At 70.8% G+C, this 24,904-nt stretch carries 23 protein-coding genes; 13 read left to right on the forward strand and 10 right to left on the reverse strand.

The window, feature by feature from the left end; translation table 11 throughout:
- Positions 1 to 81: 81 nt before the first annotated feature.
- Complete coding sequence (locus tag DEI95_RS01615; RefSeq protein WP_111059147.1) at positions 82 to 1,446, reverse strand: alpha-amylase family glycosyl hydrolase; 1,365 nt, start codon at positions 1,444 to 1,446, stop codon at positions 82 to 84.
- 85 nt (positions 1,447 to 1,531) lie between these two features.
- Here DEI95_RS01615 and DEI95_RS01620 point away from each other — a divergent pair, with 85 nt between their 5' ends.
- Together DEI95_RS01620 and DEI95_RS01625 are read left to right on the forward strand one after the other, a co-directional pair.
- Positions 1,532 to 1,930 carry a DUF3253 domain-containing protein gene (locus tag DEI95_RS01620; protein ID WP_111059148.1) on the forward strand — a complete coding sequence of 133 codons (399 nt, stop codon included), beginning with the start codon at positions 1,532 to 1,534 and terminating at the stop codon, positions 1,928 to 1,930.
- Positions 1,931 to 2,233: 303 nt separating this feature from the next.
- Positions 2,234 to 3,655 (forward strand): MFS transporter, encoded by a 1,422-nt coding sequence (locus DEI95_RS01625; protein ID WP_111059149.1) that lies wholly within the window; start codon positions 2,234 to 2,236, stop codon positions 3,653 to 3,655.
- A 229-nt stretch (positions 3,656 to 3,884) separates the two neighbouring features.
- Here DEI95_RS01625 and DEI95_RS01630 read toward each other — a convergent pair whose 3' ends face one another.
- Positions 3,885 to 4,289 (reverse strand): DUF6640 family protein, encoded by a 405-nt coding sequence (locus tag DEI95_RS01630; protein ID WP_220032872.1) that lies wholly within the window; start codon positions 4,287 to 4,289, stop codon positions 3,885 to 3,887.
- A 24-nt stretch (positions 4,290 to 4,313) separates the two neighbouring features.
- The gene (locus DEI95_RS01635; protein ID WP_258367390.1) at positions 4,314 to 5,387 is read right to left on the reverse strand and encodes a spore photoproduct lyase family protein; all 1,074 of its coding nucleotides are present in this window, start codon (positions 5,385 to 5,387) and stop codon (positions 4,314 to 4,316) included.
- 62 nt (positions 5,388 to 5,449) lie between these two features.
- Between DEI95_RS01635 and DEI95_RS01640 the strand changes: the two genes are divergently transcribed.
- Both DEI95_RS01640 and DEI95_RS01645 read left to right on the forward strand, forming a co-directional pair.
- Positions 5,450 to 5,758, forward strand: coding sequence for a biopolymer transporter Tol (locus DEI95_RS01640; RefSeq protein ID WP_110890146.1), 309 nt, complete (start codon positions 5,450 to 5,452; stop codon positions 5,756 to 5,758).
- Positions 5,759 to 6,004: 246 nt separating this feature from the next.
- Entirely contained in the window at positions 6,005 to 6,310 is a 306-nt protein-coding gene (locus DEI95_RS01645; protein WP_110890147.1) for a hypothetical protein, read from the forward strand.
- Between the two features lie 68 nt (positions 6,311 to 6,378).
- Here DEI95_RS01645 and DEI95_RS01650 read toward each other — a convergent pair whose 3' ends face one another.
- From DEI95_RS01650 to DEI95_RS01665, 4 genes are all read right to left on the reverse strand, one after another.
- On the reverse strand, positions 6,379 to 8,208 hold the full coding sequence (locus DEI95_RS01650) for a beta-galactosidase family protein (RefSeq protein WP_111059150.1): 1,830 nt from the start codon (positions 8,206 to 8,208) through the stop codon (positions 6,379 to 6,381).
- Positions 8,209 to 8,286: 78 nt separating this feature from the next.
- The gene (locus DEI95_RS01655) at positions 8,287 to 9,621 is read right to left on the reverse strand and encodes a sugar ABC transporter substrate-binding protein (RefSeq protein WP_110901441.1); all 1,335 of its coding nucleotides are present in this window, start codon (positions 9,619 to 9,621) and stop codon (positions 8,287 to 8,289) included.
- A gap of 133 nt (positions 9,622 to 9,754) precedes the next feature.
- The gene (locus tag DEI95_RS01660; RefSeq protein ID WP_110890150.1) at positions 9,755 to 10,717 is read right to left on the reverse strand and encodes a carbohydrate ABC transporter permease; all 963 of its coding nucleotides are present in this window, start codon (positions 10,715 to 10,717) and stop codon (positions 9,755 to 9,757) included.
- Entirely contained in the window at positions 10,714 to 11,664 is a 951-nt protein-coding gene (locus DEI95_RS01665; protein ID WP_110890151.1) for a carbohydrate ABC transporter permease, read from the reverse strand. Before DEI95_RS01665 ends, DEI95_RS01660 begins: the two co-directional genes overlap by 4 nt.
- A gap of 212 nt (positions 11,665 to 11,876) precedes the next feature.
- Between DEI95_RS01665 and DEI95_RS01670 the strand changes: the two genes are divergently transcribed.
- Complete coding sequence (locus DEI95_RS01670) at positions 11,877 to 12,914, forward strand: LacI family DNA-binding transcriptional regulator (protein ID WP_375232132.1); 1,038 nt, start codon at positions 11,877 to 11,879, stop codon at positions 12,912 to 12,914.
- 441 nt (positions 12,915 to 13,355) lie between these two features.
- On the opposite strand, the gene DEI95_RS01675 is transcribed toward DEI95_RS01670, so the two are convergent.
- Positions 13,356 to 14,858 carry an alpha-N-arabinofuranosidase gene (locus DEI95_RS01675; protein ID WP_110824792.1) on the reverse strand — a complete coding sequence of 501 codons (1,503 nt, stop codon included), beginning with the start codon at positions 14,856 to 14,858 and terminating at the stop codon, positions 13,356 to 13,358.
- Between the two features lie 234 nt (positions 14,859 to 15,092).
- Here DEI95_RS01675 and DEI95_RS01680 point away from each other — a divergent pair, with 234 nt between their 5' ends.
- From DEI95_RS01680 to DEI95_RS01690, 3 genes are read left to right on the forward strand one after another with little or no spacing between them, the layout of a single operon-like run.
- Positions 15,093 to 16,454, forward strand: a complete 1,362-nt coding sequence (locus DEI95_RS01680; protein ID WP_110824793.1) for an extracellular solute-binding protein — start codon at positions 15,093 to 15,095, stop codon at positions 16,452 to 16,454.
- 45 nt (positions 16,455 to 16,499) lie between these two features.
- Positions 16,500 to 17,465 (forward strand): carbohydrate ABC transporter permease, encoded by a 966-nt coding sequence (locus tag DEI95_RS01685; protein ID WP_110824794.1) that lies wholly within the window; start codon positions 16,500 to 16,502, stop codon positions 17,463 to 17,465.
- Position 17,466: 1 nt separating this feature from the next.
- A complete protein-coding gene (locus DEI95_RS01690; protein ID WP_110824795.1) occupies positions 17,467 to 18,381 on the forward strand; it encodes a carbohydrate ABC transporter permease in 915 nt (304 codons plus the stop codon).
- Between the two features lie 87 nt (positions 18,382 to 18,468).
- On the opposite strand, the gene DEI95_RS01695 is transcribed toward DEI95_RS01690, so the two are convergent.
- Positions 18,469 to 18,855, reverse strand: coding sequence for a VOC family protein (locus tag DEI95_RS01695; protein WP_111059151.1), 387 nt, complete (start codon positions 18,853 to 18,855; stop codon positions 18,469 to 18,471).
- A gap of 22 nt (positions 18,856 to 18,877) precedes the next feature.
- Complete coding sequence (locus DEI95_RS01700) at positions 18,878 to 19,702, reverse strand: siderophore-interacting protein (protein ID WP_110901447.1); 825 nt, start codon at positions 19,700 to 19,702, stop codon at positions 18,878 to 18,880.
- A 28-nt stretch (positions 19,703 to 19,730) separates the two neighbouring features.
- Here DEI95_RS01700 and DEI95_RS01705 point away from each other — a divergent pair, with 28 nt between their 5' ends.
- The 5 genes from DEI95_RS01705 to DEI95_RS01725 all read left to right on the forward strand — a co-directional run bounded on the left by DEI95_RS01705 (position 19,731) and on the right by DEI95_RS01725 (position 24,903).
- Positions 19,731 to 20,810 carry an iron ABC transporter permease gene (locus DEI95_RS01705; protein ID WP_258367391.1) on the forward strand — a complete coding sequence of 360 codons (1,080 nt, stop codon included), beginning with the start codon at positions 19,731 to 19,733 and terminating at the stop codon, positions 20,808 to 20,810.
- Positions 20,807 to 21,901, forward strand: coding sequence for an iron ABC transporter permease (locus DEI95_RS01710; protein WP_258367392.1), 1,095 nt, complete (start codon positions 20,807 to 20,809; stop codon positions 21,899 to 21,901). The genes DEI95_RS01705 and DEI95_RS01710 overlap by 4 nt, the downstream gene beginning before the upstream one ends.
- Positions 21,898 to 22,749 carry an ABC transporter ATP-binding protein gene (locus DEI95_RS01715; RefSeq protein ID WP_110890156.1) on the forward strand — a complete coding sequence of 284 codons (852 nt, stop codon included), beginning with the start codon at positions 21,898 to 21,900 and terminating at the stop codon, positions 22,747 to 22,749. Before DEI95_RS01710 ends, DEI95_RS01715 begins: the two co-directional genes overlap by 4 nt.
- 56 nt (positions 22,750 to 22,805) lie before the next feature.
- Positions 22,806 to 23,822 carry an ABC transporter substrate-binding protein gene (locus tag DEI95_RS01720; protein ID WP_110824801.1) on the forward strand — a complete coding sequence of 339 codons (1,017 nt, stop codon included), beginning with the start codon at positions 22,806 to 22,808 and terminating at the stop codon, positions 23,820 to 23,822.
- Positions 23,823 to 23,913: 91 nt separating this feature from the next.
- The gene (locus DEI95_RS01725) at positions 23,914 to 24,903 is read left to right on the forward strand and encodes an alpha/beta hydrolase (RefSeq protein ID WP_110911725.1); all 990 of its coding nucleotides are present in this window, start codon (positions 23,914 to 23,916) and stop codon (positions 24,901 to 24,903) included.
- The last annotated feature ends 1 nt before the right edge of the window (position 24,904 follow it).

Genomic DNA, 24,904 nt, shown 5'->3' on the forward strand with positions numbered 1-24,904 from the left:
GCGGTTCCTCCCCAAAGCGACAGATCTCCGTGGAAGTTCCACGGAGATCTGTCGCTTTCGCGTTGCCGTCCCGGCGGCAGGTCAGGCGGTCAGGACCGCCCAGGCGCCGGCCGGGAGGCGCAGCCCGCCCTCCGACAGGTCGGCGCGGCCCGCCTCGACGCGCGTCGCGTCGGCCGCGGGCAGCACCACCGGCTCGGGCGAGAGGTTCAGGGCGGTGACCACGGCCTCCCGGTCGGTCGCGGTCCGGAGGACCAGCGTCTCGTTCGTCAGGTGCACCACGTCCGTGTGCGCGCGGTGCAGCCACGGGTGCCGACGCCGGAGGGCGACGAGCGCCTGGTGCGCGTGCACCAGCTCGGCAGCGGTCCCGCTCGGTCCCGGCGGAGTCGCCGGGAAGGCGGGGCGGACGGCGTCGTCGCCGCCCTCGCGCTGCTCCTTGACGCCGGTCCAGCCGAACTCGTCGCCCGCGTACACCGACGGCGTGCCGGCGACGGTGAAGAGCACCGCGACGGCGTGACCGACGAACCCCTCCCCCACCGCGCTCGCGATCCGGGTGACGTCGTGGTTGCCGACGAACGTGCTCGGGGCGGAGGTCGCGAGCAACTCGTCGTGCCGCTCGATCGCGTGCGCCAGTTCGAAGCAGTTCCGGTCCGCGATGCCGTGCCAGATGCCCTGCCACAGCTCGTACTGGGTGGTCGAGTCCATCGTCGACTCCCGGACGATCGCCGCGGTGTCGCCGTGGATGACCTCGCCCGAGAACCAGGCGTCCGGGAACCGCTCGCGCACGCGCGCCAGCACCCGGGCCCAGAACGCCGGCGGCACCGCGTAGGCCGCGTCGAGCCGCCAGCCGTCGATGCCACGCTCCAGCCAGTGCGTCATGACCGCGACGACGAGGTCCTCGGTCTGCTGCGACGCGTGGTCGAGTGCGACGAGGATGTCGTGCCCCTCGAACGACCCGACCGGTACCGGCTGCCCCGGCTGCCAGCCCGACCAGTCGACGGCGAACAGGCCCGCGGTGTCGGCGTCCGGTCCCGCCGTCTCGAGCTGGCGGAACGCCGGGTGCTCACGGCCGACGTGGTTGAAGACGCCGTCGAGCAGCACACGGACCCCCCGCTCGCGCGCAGCGGCCACCAGGCGGTCGAAGTCCGCGTCGTCGCCGAGTCGGGGGTCGATCCGGAAGTGGTCGACCGTGTCGTAGCCGTGCGACGAACTCGCGAAGACCGGCCCGAGCAGCAGTCCGTTCAAGCCGAGGTCCACCACGTGGTCGAGCCAGCCCTCCAGGTGCCCGAGCCGGTGCTCCACGGGACGTGCGTCGACCGTGGTGCCGGGCCGGACCTCCGCACCGACGAAGCCGAGCGGGTAGACGTGCCACCACATGACGTGCTCGACCCAGGCGGGCTCGCTCGGCCGCGTCGCGGCGGCGGGGTTCGGCTCGGCTGCTGTGTCCATCCATGCATGCTGCCAGGCGGCCCTGGCCAGGACCGGGGTACCGCCAGCCTGGAAGCGCGTCGGTGGCCGGGACGATCATGGGCGCATGGGACGAGCCATCCGGACCGAGGACGACGCACGCCGACTCGAGGCCGCGCACGCGGAACGGACGTGTGCGTCCTGCGGTCGGCGCATGCCCGACAGCGCCGGCCCGGACACCAAGTGGTGCTCCGACGCGTGCCGACGCCACGGGCTCGACGACACCGACCGGACCCTCGAGCACACGATCGACGCGCTGCTCGACGCCCGCGCGCTGACCTCGAGCATCTGCCCGTCGGATGCCGCCCGCGCCGTCGGCGGTGAGGACTGGCGCGACCTCATGGAACCCGCGCGTCGCGCCGCCCGGCGGATGGTCGCACGTGGCGAGGTCGAGATCACCCAGGGCGGGAACGTCGTCGACCCGTCGACCGCGAAGGGCCCGATCCGGATCCGCCGTCCGCGCTGAGGCCGTGGTGCCGCCGGTGGCGAAGGGTCGAGCACGCCGCCGCCGAGTCTGTCCTTCCGCTCAGCGAGAGGTAGGGTTCCCACGGCGGGAGCGTCGTGAACGAGATCGAGATCACTGCCGATCCGAGCTCGATCGTTGCCTGCGTCTCCGACTCCTCGGCGTGCAACCACCTCCAGCCTGCGGACTGCGTACGTGAGTACCACTCCCGATCCGGCTGGCTGCTGTCGAGGGCGAGGGGCGAGGGGCGAGGGCGCGACGCTGCGCCCGCCAGTGACCGACACTCCCCCCGACGGATCAGGACCAATGACACATCCTCGAACACAGACCGACGTGGCGACACGCAAGGGCCTTACCGCCTTCCTCGCTGCACCACCCCCGGCAGCCCGACTCGACGCGGCGACGGTCGCCCGGCGCTACCCGCGCCTGCGACTGCAGGTCTTCATCGGCATCTTCATCGGCTACGCCGCCTACTACCTCATCCGCAACAACGTGCCGCTCGTCGCGACGATCCTGCGCGACGAGAACGGGTTCAGCACCGTCGGCCTCGGTGTCATCACGAACGGCGTGCTGCTCGCGTACGGCGTCAGCAAGTTCCTCAGCGCGATCGTCAGCGACCGCAGCAGTGCGCGCTGGTTCCTGCCGATCGGGCTCGTGCTGTCCGCGATCGCGAACCTGTTCATCGCCTTCGTCCCGGCGGTCGGCGCGTCCGTCGCGATCTTCGCCGTCGTGATGATCTTCAACGGGTTCTTCCAGGGCATGGGGTGGCCGCCCAGCGGGCGTACCCTCGTGCACTGGTTCTCGACGTCGGAGCGCGGAAGCAAGACGGCGATCTGGAACGTCGCGCACAACGTCGGCGGCGCCGGGGCCGGCGGCCTCGCGGGTCTCGGCCTCGCGTGGTTCGGCGGATGGCAGAGCGTCTTCTGGTTCCCCGCCATCGTCTGCCTCGTGATCGCCGTGGTGGCCTTCGTGCTGCTCCGGGACACACCGGAGTCCGAGGGCCTGCCGCCCATCGAGGAGTACCGGAACGACCCGGCACCGGTCGAGACCGATGCCGCTGACGACGGCGCGTCCACCTGGACGACCCTGCGCCGCTACGTCCTCACGAACGGCACGATGGTGAAGCTCGCCCTCGCCAACGTGTTCGTCTACACCCTCCGCTACGGCGTGCTCGTGTGGGCGCCGGTCTACCTGGCCGAGGTCCGTGGTGCCAGCCTCGGTGAAGGCATCGCCGGGTTCTCACTGTTCGAACTCGCCGGCATCCCAGGCACGCTGCTCTGCGGCTACATCAGCGACAAGGTGTTCCGCGGGCGACGGTCGCCGACCGGCATCCTGTTCATGGCCGCCGTCGGTGTCGCACTCGCGGTGTACTGGCTGTCCCCGGTGGAGGGCCCGCTCGGGGTCTCGCTCGCGATGCTCGTCCTCATCGGCGGCCTCATCTACGGGCCGGTCATGCTCATCGGGCTGCAGGCGCTCGACCTCAGCCCGCGCTCCGTCGCCGGCACCGCCGCCGGGTTCACCGGCCTGTTCGGCTACGTCCTGGGCGCCACCCTGGCGTCGACCGGTGTGGGCCTCTCGGTCCACGCGTTCGGGTGGGACGTGACGTTCGCGTTGATCCTCGGCTGCGTCGTGGTCGCGATCGTCCTGCTCTTCTTCGTCGGCAAGGACGAACGCGCGCTCGCTGCACGCAAGCTCGAGCGGGAGCAGCAGCGCAGCGCCGGACGATGAGGAAGTCAGCTCAGTTCTCGGCCGCCACCCGCCGAGAGCTGAGCTCTTCTTCGCCGCGACGGCAGGGGGCGATGTCGAGCATCGGACCGCAAGCCCCCTCCCGCCGACGTCGGTCTGCGCGAGGACACGGAGGGCGTCGGCCAGGGTCGGCCCGACGAGCGTGGCGAGCGTGGCGAGCGTGGCGAGCGTGGCGAGCGGATCGGTGAGCTGCATCGGTCTCGTGTGCGGGTCAGGGACGCCGACGGGCGAGCAGTGTCCCCACGGCGACGAGCGCGAGGCAGGCGATGATCGGGACGCGCTGGTCGCCCTTGACGTCGCGGTACTGCACTCCGGGATCGGCCAGCGCCGTGCCGGGGAAGGCGAGGCTCGTCACCTGTGTCACCCAGTAGGTCGAGGCGATGCTGCTCGCGAGACCGACGTCACGCACCGCGGGACGCAGGCGCCACACGGTGAGGCCGGCCAACGCCACCGCGAGTGACATCGTCTGCGCGTTGTGGAACTTGGCGTGCGGTGGCCAGGCCGGGTTCTTCACGTGGGTCTCGTTGTAGTCGAAGACGAAGGCGCCCACGGGGGCGGCGACCGCAGCGACGCCGATGCAGATCCGCCCGGCCAGTTCGCGCGCAGAGAGTGTCATGACGCCAGCCTGCCCGGGACCGGATCAGAAGGCGTAGCGGATGCGGCAGGCGGGCAGGTTCTCGTCGACGAGCTGGCGGAAGCGCTCGATGTGCCGCGCCTTCATCGCCGCGCGGTACCGGATGTTCACGGCACCGTTCTGGGACAGCTTCTGCTCCTGCAGGTCCGGACGCCAGAGCAGGTCCTCCGCCTTCGGGTGCCAGCCGAGGTTCACCTCGTGCAGCTGCTCGTTGTGGGTGAGGAAGATCACCTCGGCCGCGAGCTGCGCCTTCGCAGCCGGGGAGAGCACGTCATCGACCTCCCGCAGCAGTGCGGCCCAGTCGGTCTCCCACGTCGGCGTCAGGATGACGGGCGAGAAGTTCAGGTGGACCTCGTACCCGGCCTCGACGAAGTCGTTCACGGCGCCCAGTCGTTCCGCGATCGGTGACGTCCGGATGTCGGTCACCTTCGCCGTCTCGTGTGGCATGAGCGAGAAGCGGATGCGGGTGCGCCCCATCGGGTCCCAGTCGAGCAGGTCGCGGTTGACGTACTTCGTCGCGAACGAGGCCTTCGCCGTCGGTGTCATCCGGAACAGGTCGCAGAGGTCGCGGACGTTGTCACTGAGCATGGCGTCCACCGAACAGTCGCTGTTCTCGCCGATGTCGTACACCCACGCGTCGGGGTCGCACTGGTTCGGCTCGGTCTTCTGCCCCTGCTTCTGGATGTTGCGAGCGAGGTGCTTGGTGATCTGCTCGATGTTGGCGAAGACGGTGACCGGGTTGCTGTAGCCCTTGCGACGCGGCACGTAGCAGTACGCGCACGCCATCGCGCACCCGTTCGCGGTCGACGGGGCGATGAAGTCCGCCGAGCGGCCGTTCGGCCTCGTGACGAGGGACTTCTTCACGCCGAGGACGAGCGCCTCGGTCTTGATCCGCACCCAGCGGGAGACGTTCCGCTCGTCGCCGTGCACCTCGGGGATCTGCCAGTGCGACGCGACGGGCACGATCTCGGCGTCCGGCCACTGCCCGACGATCTCCTGCCCGCGTGGCAGTTCGAGGGCGGCGTCCTCGGCGTAGATGCGCTTGACGTCGAGCAGGGGGCGCATGCGGGACTCGGTCATCACCCACCGTTCTACCGGTCACCACCGACACCTCTGGAGGTGCCTCGTGCAGACTCGACGGCATGACCGCCGGCGTGGAGGACGACCACTACTTCGTCGTGGACGGACGGCGCTGGCGACGGACCGACCCGGCCCTCCCCGAGGACGTCGCCGCACGCCTCCGGTCCCACCTCGGCCGTGGTCGCAACGCCGTGAAGCAGGCGAGACGGGCCGGCGACGAGGACGCGGTCGCAGCTGCCCGTCACCGCAACGGGCTCGCGAAGCACGGCCTCGGGGAACGCGGCCCGGAGTGGTGGACCCGACCGGAGTCCGAGCGCCTGGCCCAGGCCGAGCAGGCTCTCGCGGACCTCGACGGTCTCGACGAGCGGTAGCCTCTGTCGCGCCGAGGTCGCACGAACCGCCGCTCCGAGCCAGCTGATCCGGCAGGTCGTGCGACTCCGGCGGACGACCGACGGCACGTTGCGCGATCCGGGCGGCGGACCCGGCTCCGCCTCCGATGCTGCCGTCAGCCGAACGGCGGACGACACGTCCCGTTTCCCCACCTTCCGGATGAGGTGCGAGAGATCCTCGCAGCCGTAAGCTCATCGCGGCGAGGACGCCGAGAACGAGGGGGAACCATGAACGAGATCGTCACGCACACGGGCGCGCTGGTGGGGCTGCGCACCGGGACGACCACCACCGAGGGGCCGACGGGGACGCGGGTCGGCGTCCTGCTGGAGCTGTGCTCCGAGGACAACGCGGGCGTCCGCCGCCCGTGGGAGCTGCTGGTCACACCGGCCCAGGCGGCCGCGCTCGTCGAGGCCGAGCGGACCGAGTCCGGCGTGCTCGTCCGGTTCGCCGGCGAACGGCTGGGTGAGCGCGGTGGGGTGCCGCTCGTGCGCGTCGGCCGGATCGCGGTGCTCGTGCCCGAACCGACCTGCTGACCGCACGACCACGATCGAACGGCCCCGGACATCCGCCGGGGCCGTTCGTCGTCGCGGGACCCGTTCGGTCAGGCCTCGGTGTGCCCGAGCTCCGGCTCGACGCACATGCAGACCGTGCGCGATGCCGCGGCGTGCACCTCGAGGACGACGACCTCGTTCCGCCCGGCCCGGAGCACCGGACCGGGGACGGCGAGGGTGCCCTGGGGTCCGCGCGACCAGTAGCGGCCGAGGCAGAACCCGTTCACCCACGCCACCCCCTTCCGGAAGCCGTCCAGGGCGAGGTACCGGTCGAGCGTGGCCCCGCTCGCGGGGAGGTCGAACGTGCCGGAGGCGAACGCCGGCCCGGCGAGGGTCTCCCCCGCGGACGCCGGTGCTCCGCGGAGCACTGCGACGGCTGCGTCCGGCAGCGGGTCGAGTGCGAGCGGCGACACGGTCCAGTGCGTGAGGACGTCGTCGTCGACGCGCACCGCGCCGACGAGGCCCTTCGGCTCGCCGATACGGGGACCGTAGTCGACCCTCCCCTGGTCCTCCACGAGCAGTTCCAGGAGGCCCGTGGCCGGCGGAAGGGCGATGGCACGGTCGTGGTGCTCGCGCTCGAGGACGCCGATCGGACGTCCGGCGAGGCTGACGAGCACACGGTCGCGGACCTCCTCCGCGACCGTGAGGACGCCGCCCTCGGGCAGGTCGACCTCGTTCCGGTACAGGACGAACCCGGAGGCGGCGCCGAGCTCGTCGAAGGTCGGCGGCGTCTCGTGCGTGGTCCAGGACGTGATCGTCGGCAGGAGGCCTGCGAGCGGTACGACGCGGTCGAGGCGGACGGCAACGTCTCCGGCGGGGGCGGGTCGGGCCTCCCGTCCGTCGTCGTGCGTCGCGAGCCGACCGGACCCGCCGGGCTGCATCGTCGGCGGCAGCTCCGGCACGGGCGCGTAGCGCGCGATGACCTGACGGAAGGCGTGGAACTTGTCGGTCGGACGGCCGGCCTCGTCGAGCGGGGCGTCGTAGTCGTAGGACGTGGCGATGGGCCGGTACACGCCCTTGTCGTTCGCGCCGTTGGTGAAGCCGAAGTTGGTCCCGCCGTGGAACATGTAGATGTTCACGGAGCCACCCGCGGCGAGCAGGACGTCGAGGTCCTCGGCGCTGGCTGCCGCCGGCGTGGTGTGGTGGTGCTCACCCCAGCTGTCGAACCACCCGTCCCAGAACTCGGAACACATCAGCGGACCGGTGGGCTGCGCCTGACGGAGGCGGGCGAGCCGCTCGGCGGACCGGGAGCCGAACGACCCGGTCTTGTGGAGGGACGGGAGCGACCCGTCCTCGAGCATGGCGTCCATCGGCTGGTCGACGCTCGTGAACGGCACGGTGAGCCCGATGTCCCGGTGCATGCGCTCGAGCTTCTGCAGGTACACGGGATCGGATCCGTACGCGCCGTACTCGTTCTCGACCTGCACGAGCACGATCGGTCCGCCGGCGTCGATCTGTCGTGGCACGAGGATCGGCGCGAGGGCGTCGAGGTACCGCCCGACGGCGGCCAGGAACTGCGGCTCGTCGCGGCGGATCCCGACGGTGCCGTCGGTGAACAGCCAGAACGGCAGCCCACCGTTCGTCCACTCGGCGCAGATGTACGGTCCGGGGCGGACGACGGCGTGCATGCCCTCGGCCGCGACGAGGTCGAGGAAACGGCCGAGGTCGAGACCGCCGGTGAAGTCGAAGGTGCCCCGCGTCGCCTCGTGCGCGTTCCACGCGACGTAGGTCTCGACGGTGTTGAGGCCCATGAGCTTGGCCTTGCGGATCCGGTCCGCCCACAGGTCGGGGTGGACGCGGAAGTAGTGGATCGCGCCGGAGAGCACGCGGTGCGGCTGCCCGTCGAGCAGGAAGTCGGTGTCGCCGATGGCGAAGCGCATCTCGCGCCTTTCTGGGTGGGGGCGGCAGGGGGACGCGGCCGTGCGGGATGCCCGCACGGCCGCGTCGGTGGGGTGCTGCTACTTGGTGGAGACCGTGAAGCCCTGGTCCTTGCCGTACTTCACGAGCGCGTCCTGCCAGGCCTCGAGACCCGACTCGAGCGACGTGCCCTTCTCGTACGACTGCCCGACGGTGTCGGCGTAGACGCTGTTCGCGTACACCTGGTACGGCAGGTAGGCGAAGTCGTTGTCCGAGGACTTCGACGCGTCGACGAGCACCTTGTTGATCTGCTGGCCGCCGAAGTACTCCGGCTTCTCCTCCAGGAACGCCGACGACTCGAGGTCTGCGGTGGTCGACGGGAACCCGCCGGACTCCATGAAGATCCCCGTGGACTCCTTCGAGGAGTTCAGCCACTTGAGGAAGCCGGCAGCGAGAGCCGGGTTCTCGGACTGCTCCATGACGACCTGGGCGCTGCCGCCGTTGTTCGCGGTCTGCGCGGGGCCACCGTCGTAGGTCGGCATCGGTGCCACGCGCCAGTCACCCTTCGCGTCGGCGACGCTGGCCTCGAGGTTGCCGGGCATCCAGGCGCCGGTGATCATCGTGGCGATCTGGCCGTTGCCGAGCTGCTTGTACCAGTCGTCGGTCCAGCCGACGGTCTTCGCGACGAGACCCTGCTCGACGAGCTGGTCCCAGGTCTCGGTCCACTTCTTCGTGCCCTCGTCCTGCAGGTTGATCGTGACCTTGTCACCGTCGGTGGTGAACGGGGTGCCGCCGGCCTGGGCGATCATGCTCGTGGTGAAGCCCGCGTCGCCGGAGTCCGCGGCCAGGTACTTCTCGGGGTCGGCCTCGTGCAGCTTCTTCGCCGCCGCGACGTACTCGTCCCACGTCTTCGGCACCTCGATGCCGTACTCGTCGAACACCTTCTTGTTGTAGAACATGGCCATGGGGCCGGAGTCCTGGGGCAGGCCGTAGACCTTGCCGTCCATCGACACCGAGTTCCAGGTGCTCGCGGCGAACTTGTCCTTCAGGTCGCCGAACCCGTACGAGCTCAGGTCGAGGAGCGACTCGGACAGGGCGAACTGCGGCAGTGCGTAGTACTCGACCTGGGCGACGTCGGGGGCGCCCGAGCCGGCCTTCACGGTGTTCTGCAGCTTCGTGTACTGGTCGGCACCGGTACCGGCGTTGACGAGCTTGACCTTCACCTTCGGGTAGGCCTTCTCGAACGCGGCAACCTGGTCCTTCGCGGACGGCGTCCACGACCAGTAGGTCAGCGTGCCGCCCTCGTCGAGTGCCGTCGCGATGTCGTCGGACGAGCCGCCGGAGCCGGAGCCGCCGGACGAGCAGGCCGCGAGGGCCATGGCGGCGGTGACGCCGATGGCGAGGGCGCTGAGCCCGCGCCGGAGACGCTTCTGCATGGTGGTGCCTTTCACTTCGTTGTGGAGAACTGCTGCGGAATGCGGGGGTGGTGCGGGGTGCGGCGCGGTCCGTGACGGACTCGTGCCGGGCCTCCCGGCCGGTCCGGTGTGCGGACCGGGGACGGGTGGCGGGTCAGGCCTTGACGGACCCGGCCGCGAGACCGGACTGCCAGAAGCGCTGGAGGAAGAGGAACGCGACCACGATCGGGATGATCGTGAGGAGCGAACCGGTGACGACGAGGTTGTAGATCGGCTCCGCGCCGGACCCGGTGGCCTGCGCGTTCCACTGGTTCAGGCCGACGGTCAGCGGGTACCACTTCGGGTCGCTCAGCATGATGAGCGGCAGGAAGTAGTTGTTCCACGTCGCGACGACGGCGAAGAGCAGGACCGTCACGACGCCGGGGGCGAGGAGCTTCAGCGCGATCGTGAAGAAGATCCGGAACTCCCCCGCTCCGTCCATGCGGGCGGCCTCGATGAGTTCGGTGGGGATCGCCTCGACCGCGTAGGTCCAGATCAGGTACATGCCGAACGGGCTGATGAGCGACGGCAGGATGATCGCCCATGGGGTGTTCGTCAGGCCGACCTGCGAGAAGAGCAGGAAGGTGGGGACTGCGAGCGCGGTGCCCGGGACGGCGATCGCACCGAGGACGATCGCGAACACGGCGCGACGACCCGGGAACTGGAACTTCGCCATGCCGTACCCGGCGACGGTCGCGAGCAGCGTCGCTCCACCGGCCCCGACGACCACGTAGAGCAGCGTGTTGCCGAGCCACTGCACGAAGATGCCGTCGTTGTAGGTGAGGGTGTCGACGATGTTCTGCCAGAGGTGGAAGTCCCCGCCGAACCACAGACCGAACGTCGACAGCAGCGACGCCTGCGTCTTCGTGCTGTTGACGAGCAGGTAGAACAGCGGCGCGAACGAGTACACGACGAAGACGACCATGACCGCGGTGAGCAGGCCGGAGCGCTTCACCTTGCGTCCGTCGACGGGCTGCGCCGCCTTCCGGGAGGCTCGGGTGCGTCGCTCACGCGGGTCGCGCTGCGTCGTGGTCGCCTCGGTGACTGTGAGGGGTGCGGGACCCTGCAGGGTGCTCATCGGTTCTCCTGTCGGGTGCCGCGGACCTGCACGACGTAGGCGATGACGGCGGTGATGACGCCCATGACGATCGCGACGGTGGCGGAGTAGTTGAACTGCTGCCCGCTGAAGGACAGCGAGTAGGCGTACATGTTCGGGGTGAAGGCGCTGCCGATGACGTTCGGGGCGAGCGTCTTGAGCAGGTTCGGCTCGTTGAAGAGCTGGAAGCTGCCGATGATCGAGAAGATCGTGGCGATGACCATCGGGCCGCGCAGGGCCGGGAGCTTGATCGAGAAGACCGTCCGCATCGGGCCCGCGCCGTCGAGTTCGGCAGCCTCGTACAGCTCACCGGGGACGGTGCGGAGGGCCGCGTAGAAGATCAGCATGTTGTAGCCGAGGAACTCCCACGTGACGACGTTGCCGATCGACGTGAGGACCCAGGTCGGGCTGAACGGCTGGAGCAGGTCGATGCCGATCGCGTCGTTCGCCGCACCGGTGAGGCCGAACTGGTTGCCGTAGATGAAGCCCCAGATGAGCGCCGCGACGACGCCCGGGACCGCGTAGGGCAGGAACACCGCGATGCGGAAGAACCCGGTGCCCCAGAGCCGCGCACTGTCGAGCGCGAGGGCGGCGACGAGGGCGAGGCCGAGCATGATCGGCACCTGCACGACGAGGAAGACCGCGACCCGGCCGAAGCCGGACCAGAACTTGGCGTCCTGGAAGAGCTGGACGTAGTTGGCGAACCACACGAACTGGTTGCCGCCGATGAGCTGGTCGCGGAACAGGCTGAGCCAGAGCGCGTACCCGATCGGGACGATGAGCATGAGGACGAGGACGGCGACGAACGGGCCGACGAAGAGCCATCCCGTCATGCGACCTCGGGGCTTCCCACGGCGACGCGGGGCGGGAGCAGTGCCCTCGCTCCGTCGCGGCGCGGCCTCGGGGCTCCGCGCGGTGAGCGTGCTCATGTGACTCCTTCGTCGTGTCCTGCGAGCCGTCGATGTGCCGGTCGGTCGTCCGGTGGAGAGCACGACTCCGTGCTGGCCGGACCGACCGATGTTGACGTCAACATCGAACGGGGCGACCATAGCATGGCAACGTCAACATGCACTAGCGTTCGCAGCACCCGGTCGCGCACGGACGTCGACCTCGGCCGTCCGCACGAAGGGGGCGCGTGACCATCTCGACCACCACCGACCCGGCGGCCTCCCCCCGTCGGGCGCCGTCGCTCTCCGCCGTGGCCGAGGCCGCCGGGGTCTCCATGCAAACCGTGTCCCGCGTGGCCCGCGGCTTCGACAACGTCAGCCCCGAAACTCGGACACGTGTCCAGCAGGCGATGGCCGAGCTCGGGTACCGCCCGAACCGCGCCGCCCGGGCCCTACGCTCCGGGCGCTTCCGGACCATCGGCGTGATCATGTTCACGCTGGCGTCGTTCGGCAACATGCGCACGCTCGAGGCCATCGCAGACGCCGCGGGCGCCGCGGACTTCACGATCACGCTGTTGCCGATGGCCTCCCGGACCGAGGAGGGCGTCCGCAGCGCGTTCTCCCGCCTGCACGAACAGGCGGTCGACGGCGTCGTCATCATCATCGAGTCGCACGTCATCGACACCGCCGAGGTCGCCCTGCCCGACGGCGTGCCCATGGTGGTCGTCGACTCGACCGGCACCACCGAGCACCCGGCCATCGACACCGACCAGGCCGACGGCGCCCGGCTCGCCACGCAGCACCTGCTCGACCTCGGGCACGACACCGTCTGGCACGTCTCCGGGCCGGCGTCGTCGTACTCGGCCGCACGGCGCCAGGCAGCGTGGGCGGCGACGTTGACGGCCGCCGGGCGGACGGTCCCCCCGGTGTTCGAGGGCGACTGGAACACCTCCTCCGGCTACCGCGCGGGCGTGTCGATCGCGGTACGTCCCGAGATCACGGCGGTCTTCGCGGCGAACGACCAGACCGCGCTCGGGGTGCTCCGCGCCTGCCACGAACTCGGTCGTCCGGTGCCGTCGACGCTGAGCGTGGTGGGGTTCGACGACTCCCCCGAGTCCGACTCGTTCTGGCCGCCGCTCACCACCGTGCACCAGTCCTTCGACGAGGTCGGGCGCCGCGCGGTCGCCACCCTGCTCAGGCAGATCGAGGGTGGCGCCGCCACCGCGGCGACGGACCTCGTGCCGGTGCGGCTCGTCGAGCGGGCGAGCACCGCGGCGCCGCCCGCGCGCTGAGCGCCGGCGCTGGCGGGGCGCCGGCGCGCTCGGCCGCATTCGCGCTGAGCGACACGACTCGCGGCTACGGCCGCGAACGGTGTCGCTGAGCGCGAGTCGTGCACGGCCCAGCCGTGCCGCGGCGCGGACGGCGGACGACGGACGGGACGCGGTCTGCACGTGCCGCGCCGTCCCGCCCAGCCGAGCTTCGCCGGACAGGAGGCGCGGCGCGGGCCCGGCGCGCGCCTCCCGGCCGGCCCGGCATGGGCCTCGCCGCGCACCGTTCGCGGTGAATGACACCGTTCGGGGCAGCACCCGCGAACGGTGTCGCTCAGCGCGAATGTCCCCCCGGCCAGCCGGCCAAACCGGCCGTCCGCCGGACACGAGGAACGCCGGGCCCCGCGGGGACCCGGCGTCCTCTGCTCACTCGGTGCCCGCCGCACGCAGCGTGCACCGAGGCGCTCAACCGATCGAGATCGCCGTCCAGGACACGGGCGGGAGCTCGATCGTGATCGTGTCGCCCTCGCGGCGGACGGACTCGTTCGTCTTCAGGCCGACGCGGGCGGTGTCCGTCAGGTCGTTCACGGCGTGCAGGTCGTCGTCCCAGATGCCCTCGGCGTGCACGTCGCCCTCGACCGACAGGCCGGCGAGGTCGATCGTCACCGTGGTGCTCTCGGTCTGGTGGCGGTTGACGAGGAACACCGCGGCGCGGCCGTCCTCGACGGTGGCGGCCGAGTCGACGACGGGCACGGTGCCGTGCTTGCCGCCGTCGACCGTGTCGCCCGACGCGACGACGTTCAGCGACGTGCCGTGGGCCAGGCGCGACGTCACCGAGAACGGGAAGAACGTCGTCTGGCGCCAGGCCTCGCCCCCGGGCTCGGTCATGATCGGGCCGATGACGTTCACGAGCTGGGCGATCGACGCGGAGGCGACGCGGTCGGCGTGGCGGAGGAGCGAGATGAGCAGCCCGCCGAGCACGACGGCGTCGGCGACCGTGTAGACGTCCTCGAGCAGGCGCGGGGCGACCGGCCAGTCCTCGAGCGTGAAGGTCTTCGCCTTCTCCTCCCACTTCGTGATCGACCAGACGTTCCACTCGTCGAACGAGATGTCGATGCGCTTGTCGGACTTCTTGTGCGCCTGCACGTGGTCCGCCGCGGTCGTGACCGTCTTGATGAAGTGGTCCATGTTGGCGCCGGACGCCAGGAACGAGGTGAGGTCGTCGTCCTCCTCGTAGTAGGCGTGGGCCGAGATGTAGTCGACGTCCTCGTACGCGTGCTCGAGGACGGTGCGCTCCCACTCGCCGAACGTCGGCATCGACGCGCCCGACGACCCGCACGCCACCAGTTCCAGACCGGGCTGGATCTGCCGCATGGCCTTGGCGGTCATCGCCGCGAGCTTGCCGTAGTCCTCGGCGTTCTTGTGGCCGAGCTGCCACGGTCCGTCCATCTCGTTGCCGAGGCACCACATCGTGATGCCGAACGGCTCGTCCTTGCCGTTCGCCCGGCGCTGCTCGGACAGGGCCGTCCCGCCGGGGATGTTCGCGTACTCGAGGAGTTCGATCGCCTCGGCGGTGCCGCGGGTGCCGAGGTTCACGGCGAGCATCAGCTCGGAGCCGACCGAGTCGAGCCACTGCTGGAACTCGTGCAGGCCGACCTCGTTCGTCTCGGTCGAGTGCCAGGCCAGGTCGAGCCGGCGGGGACGCTGGTCGACGGGGCCGACACCGTCCTCCCACTTGTAGCCGGAGACGAAGTTGCCGCCGGGGTAGCGGATGGTCGTGACGCCGAGCTCCTTGACCAGCTCGATGACGTCCTTCCGGAAGCCGTGCTCGTCGGCCGACTCGTGCGCAGGCTCGTGGATGCCGTCGTAGACGTGCCGCCCGAGGTGCTCGACGAACCCGCCGAACAGTCGGCGCCGCACCGGGCCCACCGTGAACGCGGAGTCGAGGACGAGGTGTGTGCGGGGCATGGATGATCTCCTTCGATCAGGCTGTGCGTCGAGCAGTTGTGTTCCGCGGCGTCACGGAAGTGAGCGCTCACCTGAGGGAAACGCTATCGGGTGTCGACACGGGACGGAAGGGCTGGCGCGCCCGACGGCGCGGCGCTAACGTGAGCGCTCACGGGGCACCGACGCCCCGAGAACGGGACAGCACTCCTCCCCTGGATGACGTCCCGCTTCGGCCCGTCCCGATGGAGTGATGCCATGCCGAACCGTCCCGTCCCGCCACCCCGCGGGTCCGCGTTCACCCGCAGGAGCCTGCTCGCCGCCGGAGCCGCGGCGGCCACCGTGCTGCCGCTGGCCGCCTGCGCGAGCCCCCTCTCCGCCGGGCTCGCCGGAACCCCGCTCGCCCCCGAGACGCTCGTCTTCTGGAACCTGTTCGGTGGCGGTGACGGCGTCCGCATGAAGACCATGGAGGACGGGTACGCGAAGCAGCACGGCGGCTCCTCCGCCCTGCAGGCGACGACGTTCGCGTGGGGCAACCCGTACTACTCGAAGGTGACACTGGCGACCGTCGGGAACAAGCCGCCGGACGTCGCGATCGCGCACCTGACCCGCGCGAAGCCGCTCTGGGACGGCGACCTGCTCGACCCGATCACGGCCGACGACCTGGCGAGCGTGGGCCTCAAGGCGAGCGACTTCAACCAGAAGGCCTGGACGGCGCAGAAGACCGACGGCAACAACATCGCGATCCCGCTCGACACGCACCCGTTCGTGCTGTTCTACAACGTCGACGTCTGCCGCAAGGCCGGTCTGCTCGACAGCGACGACCAGCTCACGAACCTGGACGGGATGGAGAACTTCGAGCGTGCCCTCGCCGCGGTGTCGAAGGTCACCGGCGGCAACGCGCTGAACGTCGCGAACGTCGTGCCCGAGACCGCGACCCCGTGGCGCTTCTTCTGGACGATGTACAACCAGATCGAGGGCGCGACGCCGTTCATCAGCGACGGCGGCGCGAAGCTCACCGTCAACGAGGACGCCTACAACGAGGTCACGAGCCGCACCCAGAAGTGGGTGAAGGAAGGGTGGCTCAACAAGGCCCTCGACTACGCCACCGCGCAGTCGCTCATGTTCGACGGCAAGGCCGGCTTCTTCATGCAGGGCGAGTGGGAGATCAGCACCGCCCAGTCGATCAAGGGGCTCGAGTTCGGCATGGCGCCGATCCCGCAGCTGTACGACAAGCCCGCCACGCAGGCCGACGCGCACACCTTCATCCTGCCGAAGAAGGACCGCACGCCCGAGCAGCGCAAGCAGCACATGCTCTTCATCAAGCAGATGCTCGAGCAGAGCCTGACCTGGGCCGAGGGCGGCCACGTCCCCGCGTACATGCCGACCTTCGACAGCACCGCGTACAAGGAGCTCACCCCGCAGTCGAACTACGCCGCCGCGGCCGAGACGGCGGTCTTCGACGACGCCGCCTGGTACGGCGGGTCCGGGTCGACCTTCGAGGGCACCGTCGGCGCCCAGCTCGCGCTCGTGCAGCAGGGCAGCTCGAGCCCGGCCCAGGCACTCCGCGCCATCAAGAGCCAGCTGGCGACCTACCTCAACACCCCGAGCCCCCTGTGACCAGGCGCGCGAACACCGTGAACACCCCGCGAAAGGCACGATGACGTGACCACAGCACCAGTCCTCGACCGCCCCACGGATGCGGCCACTGCACCACGGCGGCTCCGCTCCTACCGGACCAGCATCACCAGCGGCCAGGGCCGCAGCGGGTGGCTGTTCCTCGCCCCCTTCGGCCTGTTCTACGTGGCCTTCCTGCTCGGCCCGACGATCTGGATGATCGTCACGAGCTTCTTCAACACCTCGACCGTGCGCACCGGGCTCGGCAGCTTCGCGGGGTTCGCGAACTACGCCGAGATGCTCGGGCGGAGCGACTTCTGGTCGTCGCTCTGGCACACGCTGCAGTTCACCCTGTACACGACGCCGCCGCTGGTGATCCTGGCGTTCGTCTTCGCCGTGCTGACGAACCGGATGAACAAGGGGCAGTGGTTCTTCCGCCTGGCGTTCTTCCTGCCGTTCATCCTGCCCTCGGCGACGATCTCCCTCATCTGGGTGTTCATCTTCACGCCGAGCACCGGCCTGTGGGCGAGCCTGCAGACCGCGCTCGGCATGACTCCGGGCTCGGGCATGCTCTCCAGCCCGAACACGGCGATGATCGGCGTCGCGATCGCGACCGTCTGGTGGACGCTGGGCTTCAACTTCGTGCTGTACCTGGCCGGCCTGCAGGAGATCCCGCGTGAGCTGTACGAAGCGGCCGCGGTCGACGGCGCCTCGAACTGGCAGCAGATCAAGTCGATCACGCTGCCGCTGCTCGGCCGCACCACGACGCTCGTCATCCTGCTGCAGATCATCGCGTCCCTGAAGATCTTCGACCAGGTCTACCTGATGACGAACGGCGGCCCGGGCATCTCGACCCAGGTCTCGCTGCAGCTCATCACCGGCGTCGGCTTCACCGACAACCGACTCGGCGCGGCGTCCGCGGCGTCCGTCCTCCTGTTCATCGTGATCGTCGCGATCGCGGTCATCCGGCAGCTCGTCGAGCGCGCTGCCGCCAAGCGTGAGATCGGGGCCTGAGATGACCACCACCGAGAGCATCACCACCGGCCGCGCCAAGCTCCGTACCGGTGTCTCCTCGGCCGCCCCGACGAGCGCCGCCAAGATCGGTGTCTCCGGCAGGGGCTTCACCATCGCCTCCGGCGTCGTCCTGACGGTCTTCGCGATCATCTGGCTCATCCCGAGCCTGTTCGCGCTGAAGACGTCCCTCTCCGACAACGGGGTGGCCGCGCTCGGCGCCGGCAAGATCCTGTCGGACTGGAACCCGACGGTGCACTCGTACTCGTCCCTGTTCCAGTCCGGCGACATCTGGAACTGGTACCTCGCAAGCGGCATCACGAGCGTCATCACCGCGGTGCTCACGGTGCTGTTCGCCTCGATGGCGGCCTTCGCGCTGTCACGGCTCGTGTTCCGCGGCCGCAACGTGGCGTTCCTGCTCATCATCCTGGGCATCATGATCCCGACGCAGGTCCTGATCATCCCGATCTTCCAGGAGCTCAACGCGGTCGGCCTGCTGAACACCTACTGGTCGGTGATCTTCCCGCAGGTCCCGGCGGTGATCGCGGTGTTCATCTTCAAGCAGTTCTTCGACGGCATCCCGAAGGAGCTCGAGGAGGCGGCACGCATCGACGGTGCCGGCATCTGGAAGGTCTACTGGTCGGTCATCCTGCCGCTGTCGCGTCCGGTGATCGCCGCGGTGACGATCCTGACCTTCGTCGGGGTGTGGAACAACCTGCTGCTGCCCCTGTTCGTGCTGTCGAACCCGGACCTCATGACGATCCCGGTCGGGCTCGCCACGGTCCAGGGCAGCTTCGGCCAGCGGTACGCCGACATCCAGGCGGGCGCGCTCCTCGCGGCGCTGCCGCTCATCATCCTCTACCTGGTCTTCCAGCGGCAGATCGTGGAGGGCGTCACGGGCTCCGGCCTGAAGGGCTGACCCGGCCCGGACCGTGGTCCGGACCGCATGACGGACGGGAGGCTCCCCACCAGTCGGTGGGGAGCCTCCCGTCCGTCGTGGGTGGTCTCAGGCGGAGGCGAGCGGAGCGAGCCGCGTGCGCAACAGGCAGAACTCGTTGCACTCGGGGTCCTGCAGCACGTGCCACGACTCGTCGCCCGTCTGCCCGACGTCCGCCGGGCGGGCACCGAGTGCGAGGAGCCGCTCGAGTTCCGCGTCCTGGTCGCGGTCGACCGGGTTGACGTCGAGGTGCAGGCGCAGCGGCTGGGTCTTCGCGTGCGGCACGCGGGAGAGGATGATCGTGGGCGCAGCGCCGCCGAAGCCGGACGCCGGGCCGATCTCGATGCCGTCCTCGTCCGCGCCGAGTTCGACGTATCCGAGGACGGCGCACCAGAAGCGTGACAGCGCCTCGGGGTCGTCGCAGTTGAGGACCAGTTCGCTCAGGCGGCAGCTCATGGCGCGAGGATACGCGCGCCGCTCAGGCCGGGACGGGCATCCGTGCGTCGTGCTTCCAGAAGCCGGAGAACGTGATCCGCGACTTGGGCAACCCGGCGCGGTGCAGGTGGCGGCGGCCCTCGGTGGCGAGTCGGGACTCCCCCACGACGAAGGCGTACCCGCGGTCGTCGCAGGGCACGTGCCGCTGCAGTTCGGCGAGCGCCGCACGACCGGGCACCGCGGTGGCGTCGCCGCGCACGAGCCACGTCACGGTGACCCCGGCGGGGGCGTCGAGGTCGCGGACGTCGTCCGCGGTCGGGACCTCCTGGATGATGCGGCCGACGGCGTCGCGCGGGAGCGAGCGGGCGATGCCGACGACGGCGGGCAGGCCGGTCTCCTCGGCGGCGATGACGACCTCGCTGGCGTCGTCGGGGCAGTCGAAGATGCAGCCCTGGTCGAGCAGGGCGAGTTCGTCACCGGGTCGGGCGCTGCAGGCCCAGATCGCCGCGCGGCCCTCGAGTCCGCCGTCCTGGTCGGTGTGCACGACGAAGTCGATGTCCATCTCGCCGAGCTCCGGCCGGTGTCCGGCGACGGTGTAGTTGGCGCAGTGCGGTCGCGATTCCTCGGGGATGCGGAGGTACTGCGGCCACCACGTGGCGCCGTCGAGCTCGGGCATCCGGAAGGCGTCCTGCTCGGGGCGCTGCAGGAACAGGCGGAACCAGTGGTCGAAGCCGAGGAACGGGAAGTCGCGGATCTCGTCGCTCGCGATGGTGACGCGGTGGACCGACGGGGTGTGCCGTTCGGTACGGACGACCCGCGCCCGGAACAGCCGCGGGTTCTCGGGCATCAGCCTCGGGATCTTCGCCATGAGGGAAGGCTAACCTAATATGGCTCCCGTGCCACCCCCTCCCCTCGCCGTCCGAACCGCGCCCGCTGCCCCTCCCGGAGCGGTGATCGGTGCCACCGGCGTCCACCAGCGGACGGCTCGTCGTCGGGTCGGCGTCCTGCTCGGGCTGGCGGTGCTGGTGCTCGGCGCAGCGGTCGCGAGCATGCTCCTCGGCAGCAACCACATCGGCGTGGACCGGGTGCTCGCCGGCCTCACCCGCAGCGGCTCGGGCACCGACGAGGCCGTCGTCTGGGGCTCCCGCATCCCCCGCACGCTGATCGGCGCGAGCGTCGGCGCCGCGCTCGGGATCGCCGGGCTCCTCATGCAGGGGCACACGCGGAACCCGCTCGCCGACCCCGGGCTGTTCGGCGTCTCCGCCGGCGCCGGCCTCGCCGTCGTGCTCGGCGTGTACGTCTTCGGTGTCACGAGCACCGGCGCCTCGGTCTGGTTCGCCCTGGTCGGCGCACTGGTCGCCAGCGTCGTCGTCTTCTCCGTCACGGTCGCCGGCAGCGGGACCGCGAGCCCCGTCCCCCTCGCCCTGGCCGGCGCCGCGGTGTCCGCGCTGCTCGGCGCCCTGACCTCGTTCATCGTCCTCACCGACCAGGAGTCCCTCGACGCGTACCGGCTCTGGGTCGTCGGGTCACTGTCCGGCCGACAGCTCGACGTCCTGCAGGCCGCGTGGCCGTTCATGGCCGTCGGACTCGTGCTCGCGATCTGGAACACCCGCGCCCTCGACGCGCTCGGCCTCGGCTCGGAGCTCGCGAAGGGACTCGGGGAGGACCTGCTCACCGCCCGGCTCGTCGGCCTCGGTGGCATCACGCTCCTCGCCGCGGGCGCGACGGCAGCCGCCGGTCCGGTCGCGTTCGTCGGGCTGACCGTCCCGCACGTCGCCCGGGCCGTCGTCGGCACCGGCCACCGCTGGACCCTGCCCGCCTCGGCGCTGCTCGGCGCCGCGCTCGTCCTGCTCGCCGACGTCGTGGGCCGACTCGTGGGCGGGTTCGCCGAGGTCGAGGTCGGGATCGTGCTCGCCGTCATCGGCGGACCGGTGTTCGTCGCCGTCGCACGCCGTCGATCGCTGGTGTCCCTGTGAGTGCGGCGACCACGACCGCGCCCGCCGCGACACCGGCCGGGGCCCGGAAGGGCATCCGCATCGGGCCGATCGGGCTCGCCTGGCGTCCGCGGGTCCTCACCACCTCGGTCGTCGCCGTGGTCGCCGCCCTGCTCCTCGTCGTGCTCGGCGTCGCGATCGGCTCGACCTTCATCGCACCGGGCACGGTCGTGCGGGCGCTGCTCGGACTCGAGTCCGGGCCGGAGTCGTTCATCGTGACGACCCTGCGCCTCCCCCGCGTCCTGACCGGGACCCTCGTCGGCGTGACCCTGGCGGTCGCCGGAGCCCTGACGCAGACCTTCACGCGCAACCCGCTCGGGACGCCGGACATCATCGGCGTGACCTCAGGCGCGAGCGTCGGCGCCGTGGCCGCGGTCGTCCTCGGCGGAGGCAGCTACTCGGTGAGCGCCCTGGTCCTCGGCGGCGGCATCCCCGTCGCCGCCACGATCGGGGCGCTCGTCGCCGCCACGATCGTCTACGGCCTGGGCTGGCGTGGCGGGGTGCAGAGCCACCGCCTGATCCTCGTCGGCATCGGGGTGAGCGCGACGCTCGACGCGGTCACGAGCTACCTGCTCGTCCGCGCGAAGATCACCCAGGCGACAGCGGCGTCGCAGTGGCTCGTCGGCAGTCTCTCGAGCACGTCGTGGACGACCGTGTGGCCGCTCCTCGTCATCGCCGCGGTCGGCGTCCCGATCGCGCTCGCCACGTCGGCGGCGCTCGGGATCGGGCAGCTCGGGGACGAGGTCGCCACCGGCGTCGGCCTCGGCGTGCAGCGGCACCGGCTGCTCGTCATCGGCCTGGCGGTCGTCCTCACGGCCGCGGCGGTCGCTGCCGCGGGCCCGGTCGGGTTCGTCGCGTTCGTCGTGCCGCAGATCGCCGTGCGACTGGCCGGGACGAACCGGCCGCCGCTGCTGCTGTCGGCGGCCCTCGGGGCGGTGCTCGTGCTCGGCGCGGACCTGCTCGCCCGGTCGGCGTTCCCCTGGCAGGTGCCGGTCGGCATCGTCACCACCGTGATCGGCGCCCCGTACCTGATCTGGCTCCTCATCCGTCACCGCAAGGAGATGTCCCGATGACCACGACGACCCCGCCGGCCCCCGCGGCCGTGACCACGCCGGACCGCGTGCACGCCGGACCCGTCCTGGAGGCCCGTGGCCTGTCCGTCGGGTACGACAAGCACCCGGTGCTCCGCGACCTCGACCTGGCGGTGGAGCGGGGCACGGTGACGACGTTCCTCGGCGCGAACGGCTGCGGCAAGTCGACGCTCCTCAAGGCGCTCGGCCGTGTGCTCAAGCCCCAGTCCGGCGAGGTGCTGCTCGACGGTGCGCCGATCCGGAAGGAGGCGAACCGGGCGGTCGCGCGGAAGCTCGCGATCCTCCCGCAGTCGCCCCTCGCGCCGGCCGGGACGAGCGTGCTCGACCTGGTGATGCGCGGCCGGAACCCGCACCAGTCGTGGGCCCGACCCTGGACCGCCGAGGACGCCGCCGTGGCGGAGGACGCCATCGCCGCGACCGGTCTGACCGAGGTCGCCCACCGCGACGTCGCGAGCCTGTCCGGCGGGCAGCGGCAGCGCGCCTGGATCGCGCTCGTCCTGGCGCAGCGGGCGGACACGCTCCTGCTCGACGAACCCACCACCTACCTCGACCTCGCGCACCAGCTCGACGTGTTGCGTCTGGTGCGTCGGATCAACCGGGAGCAGGGCGCCACGGTCGTGATGGTGCTGCACGACCTCACGCTGGCCGCCCGCTACTCCGACCGCCTCGTGGTGCTCCACGACGGCGGGGTCGTCGCGGACGGGTCCCCGGTCGACGTCCTCACGCCTGCACTGCTCGAGCGGGCGTTCGGGCTGCACGCGCGGGTCGTCCCGGACCCGGTGACCGGCTCGCCGATGGTCGTGCCGGAGGCGGACGGGAACGCGGACTGAGGCCGAGGGCGACCCGGACTGGTGCGGAACTCCTGGTTAGGTTAGGCTCACCTAACGTGAACACTCCCCGCCGCGGCTCCGTTCGTGCCGCCCTCCTGACCGCCGTCACCGCGACGGCCCTCATCCTCACCGGGTGCTCCGGCACCGGTGCCTCCGACGACACCGGCAACGACGCGAAGGCGTCGTCCGGGGCCTGGTCGTACGAGGACGCCATGGGCACGACGGTGAAGGTCGACCACACGCCGGAGCGCGTCGTGGTCCTGAACGACATCGCGATCTCGTTCATCGAGTACGGCCTCCGCCCGGTCGGCACCTTCGGCCAGCTCCCGATGGCGAAGGACGCCCGCTTCGACGACCTCGACCAGGACGGCATCACGCAGCTCGGCACCGCCTACGGCGACATCGACCTCGAGCAGCTCGCCGCGCTGAAGCCCGACCTCGTCGTGACCTCGGTCTACCCGACCGACGCGGAGGGCACGCTCGACGCCTCGCAGCCGGCCTACGGCTTCAAGGACAAGGAGCAGCAGGAGCAGGTCGAGGCGATCGCCCCCGTCGCGACGGTCAAGTGGGGCGGCAAGGGCCTCGACGTCATCGAGGACATCGCCGACCTCGCCGAGGACCTCGGCGCCGACGAGTCCGCCGTGGAGTCCGCAGAGCAGCAGTTCGACACGGCGAAGGAGACCCTCCGGACCGCGTCCGAGGAGAGCGGCCTGTCCGTCGTCTCGATGTACGCCGACGGTGACGGCGCCTACGTCACCCGCCCGTCCGACGAGCCCACGCTGCAGATGTGGAGCGACTTCGGCGTCGACCTGGTGACCCCGAAGCCGAAGGGCTTCTACTGGGGCATCTACAGCTGGGAGAACGCGGGCCAGATCTCGGCCGACGTCATCCTGCTGTCGCAGCAGGGCTACCAGGTGGCCGACCTCGAGAAGCAGCCCACGTTCGCCGACAACCCGGCCCTGCAGGCCGGTCAGGTGCACAGCTTCACCTTCCCGGCGCTCGACTACGCCTCGCAGGCCGACTACATGACGAAGCTCGCCGGCTGGCTCGACGACAGCGAGCCGGTCGCCTGAACGACCCCACGACCACGGACGGGAGGCCCTCCACCAGGAGATGGGGGCCTCCCGTCCGTCGTCGCGCAGCGTCGTGCGGTAGGAACGAGGCATGACCGACGCGGGGTGGCACGAGGACGTCCTCGGCCCGCCGTACGAGCGACTCGAGCTCCCGCTCGGCGAGGACGCCGAAGGCCCGGTCGTCGCCACCCTGGTCCGTCGGCGGCGGACGATGACCGACCGGCTCCGACCCCACGCCGGTCCGCTGCACGACGTCGACGTCCTGTACGTGCACGGGTGGTCGGACTACTTCTTCCAGACCGAGCTCGCCGAGCGCGTCGAACGGCTCGGCGCCCGCTTCCACGCCCTCGACCTGCGGAAGTACGGGCGGAGCCTGCGGCCGCACCAGACGCCCGGGCACGTGGGCGACCTGGCCACCTACGACGAGGACATCGCCGCCGCGCTCGACGCGATCCGGGCGGAGCACCCCGGGCAGCGCCGCCGGCTCGTGCCGATGGGCCACTCCACGGGCGGGCTCACGCTGGCGCTCTGGGCAGCGCGGCACCCGGCGCTCGTCGAGGGACTCGTGCTGAACAGCCCGTGGCTCGAGTTCCAGGCCGACGCGATCGGGCGGGCGGTCGTCGCGCCCGTCATCAAGCTGGGTGCGAAGCGGAACCCCCTCGCGCCGATGCCGGCGGTCGACCCCGGCTTCTACACACGCACGGTGTCGAGCTCCGCGGAGGGGTCGTGGACGTACGACCAACGGTGGCGACCCGAACGCGGCTTCCCGCTGCACCCGGGCTGGCTCGCCGCGGTGTTCGCCGGGCAGGAGCGGGTCGCGCACGGGCTCGGCCTCACGGTCCCGGTGCTCGTCATGCTCAGCGACAAGAGCATGCTGCAGCCGCGGTGGAACGAGGGCATGTCCCACGCCGACGTGGCCCTCAACGTCGACGCCGTCGCGAGACGCGCACTGTCACTCGGCGACGAGGTGACGGTCCGCCGACTGCACGGCGCGCTGCACGACGTCGTGCTCTCGGCGGCGCCGGTGCGCGAGCGCGCCTACGACGCCGTCGAGCGGTGGTCGGCGGTGCTCCCCCGCTGAC

It is taken from the genome of Curtobacterium sp. MCBD17_008 (assembly GCF_003234475.1).
Classification (GTDB): Bacteria; Actinomycetota; Actinomycetes; order Actinomycetales; family Microbacteriaceae; genus Curtobacterium.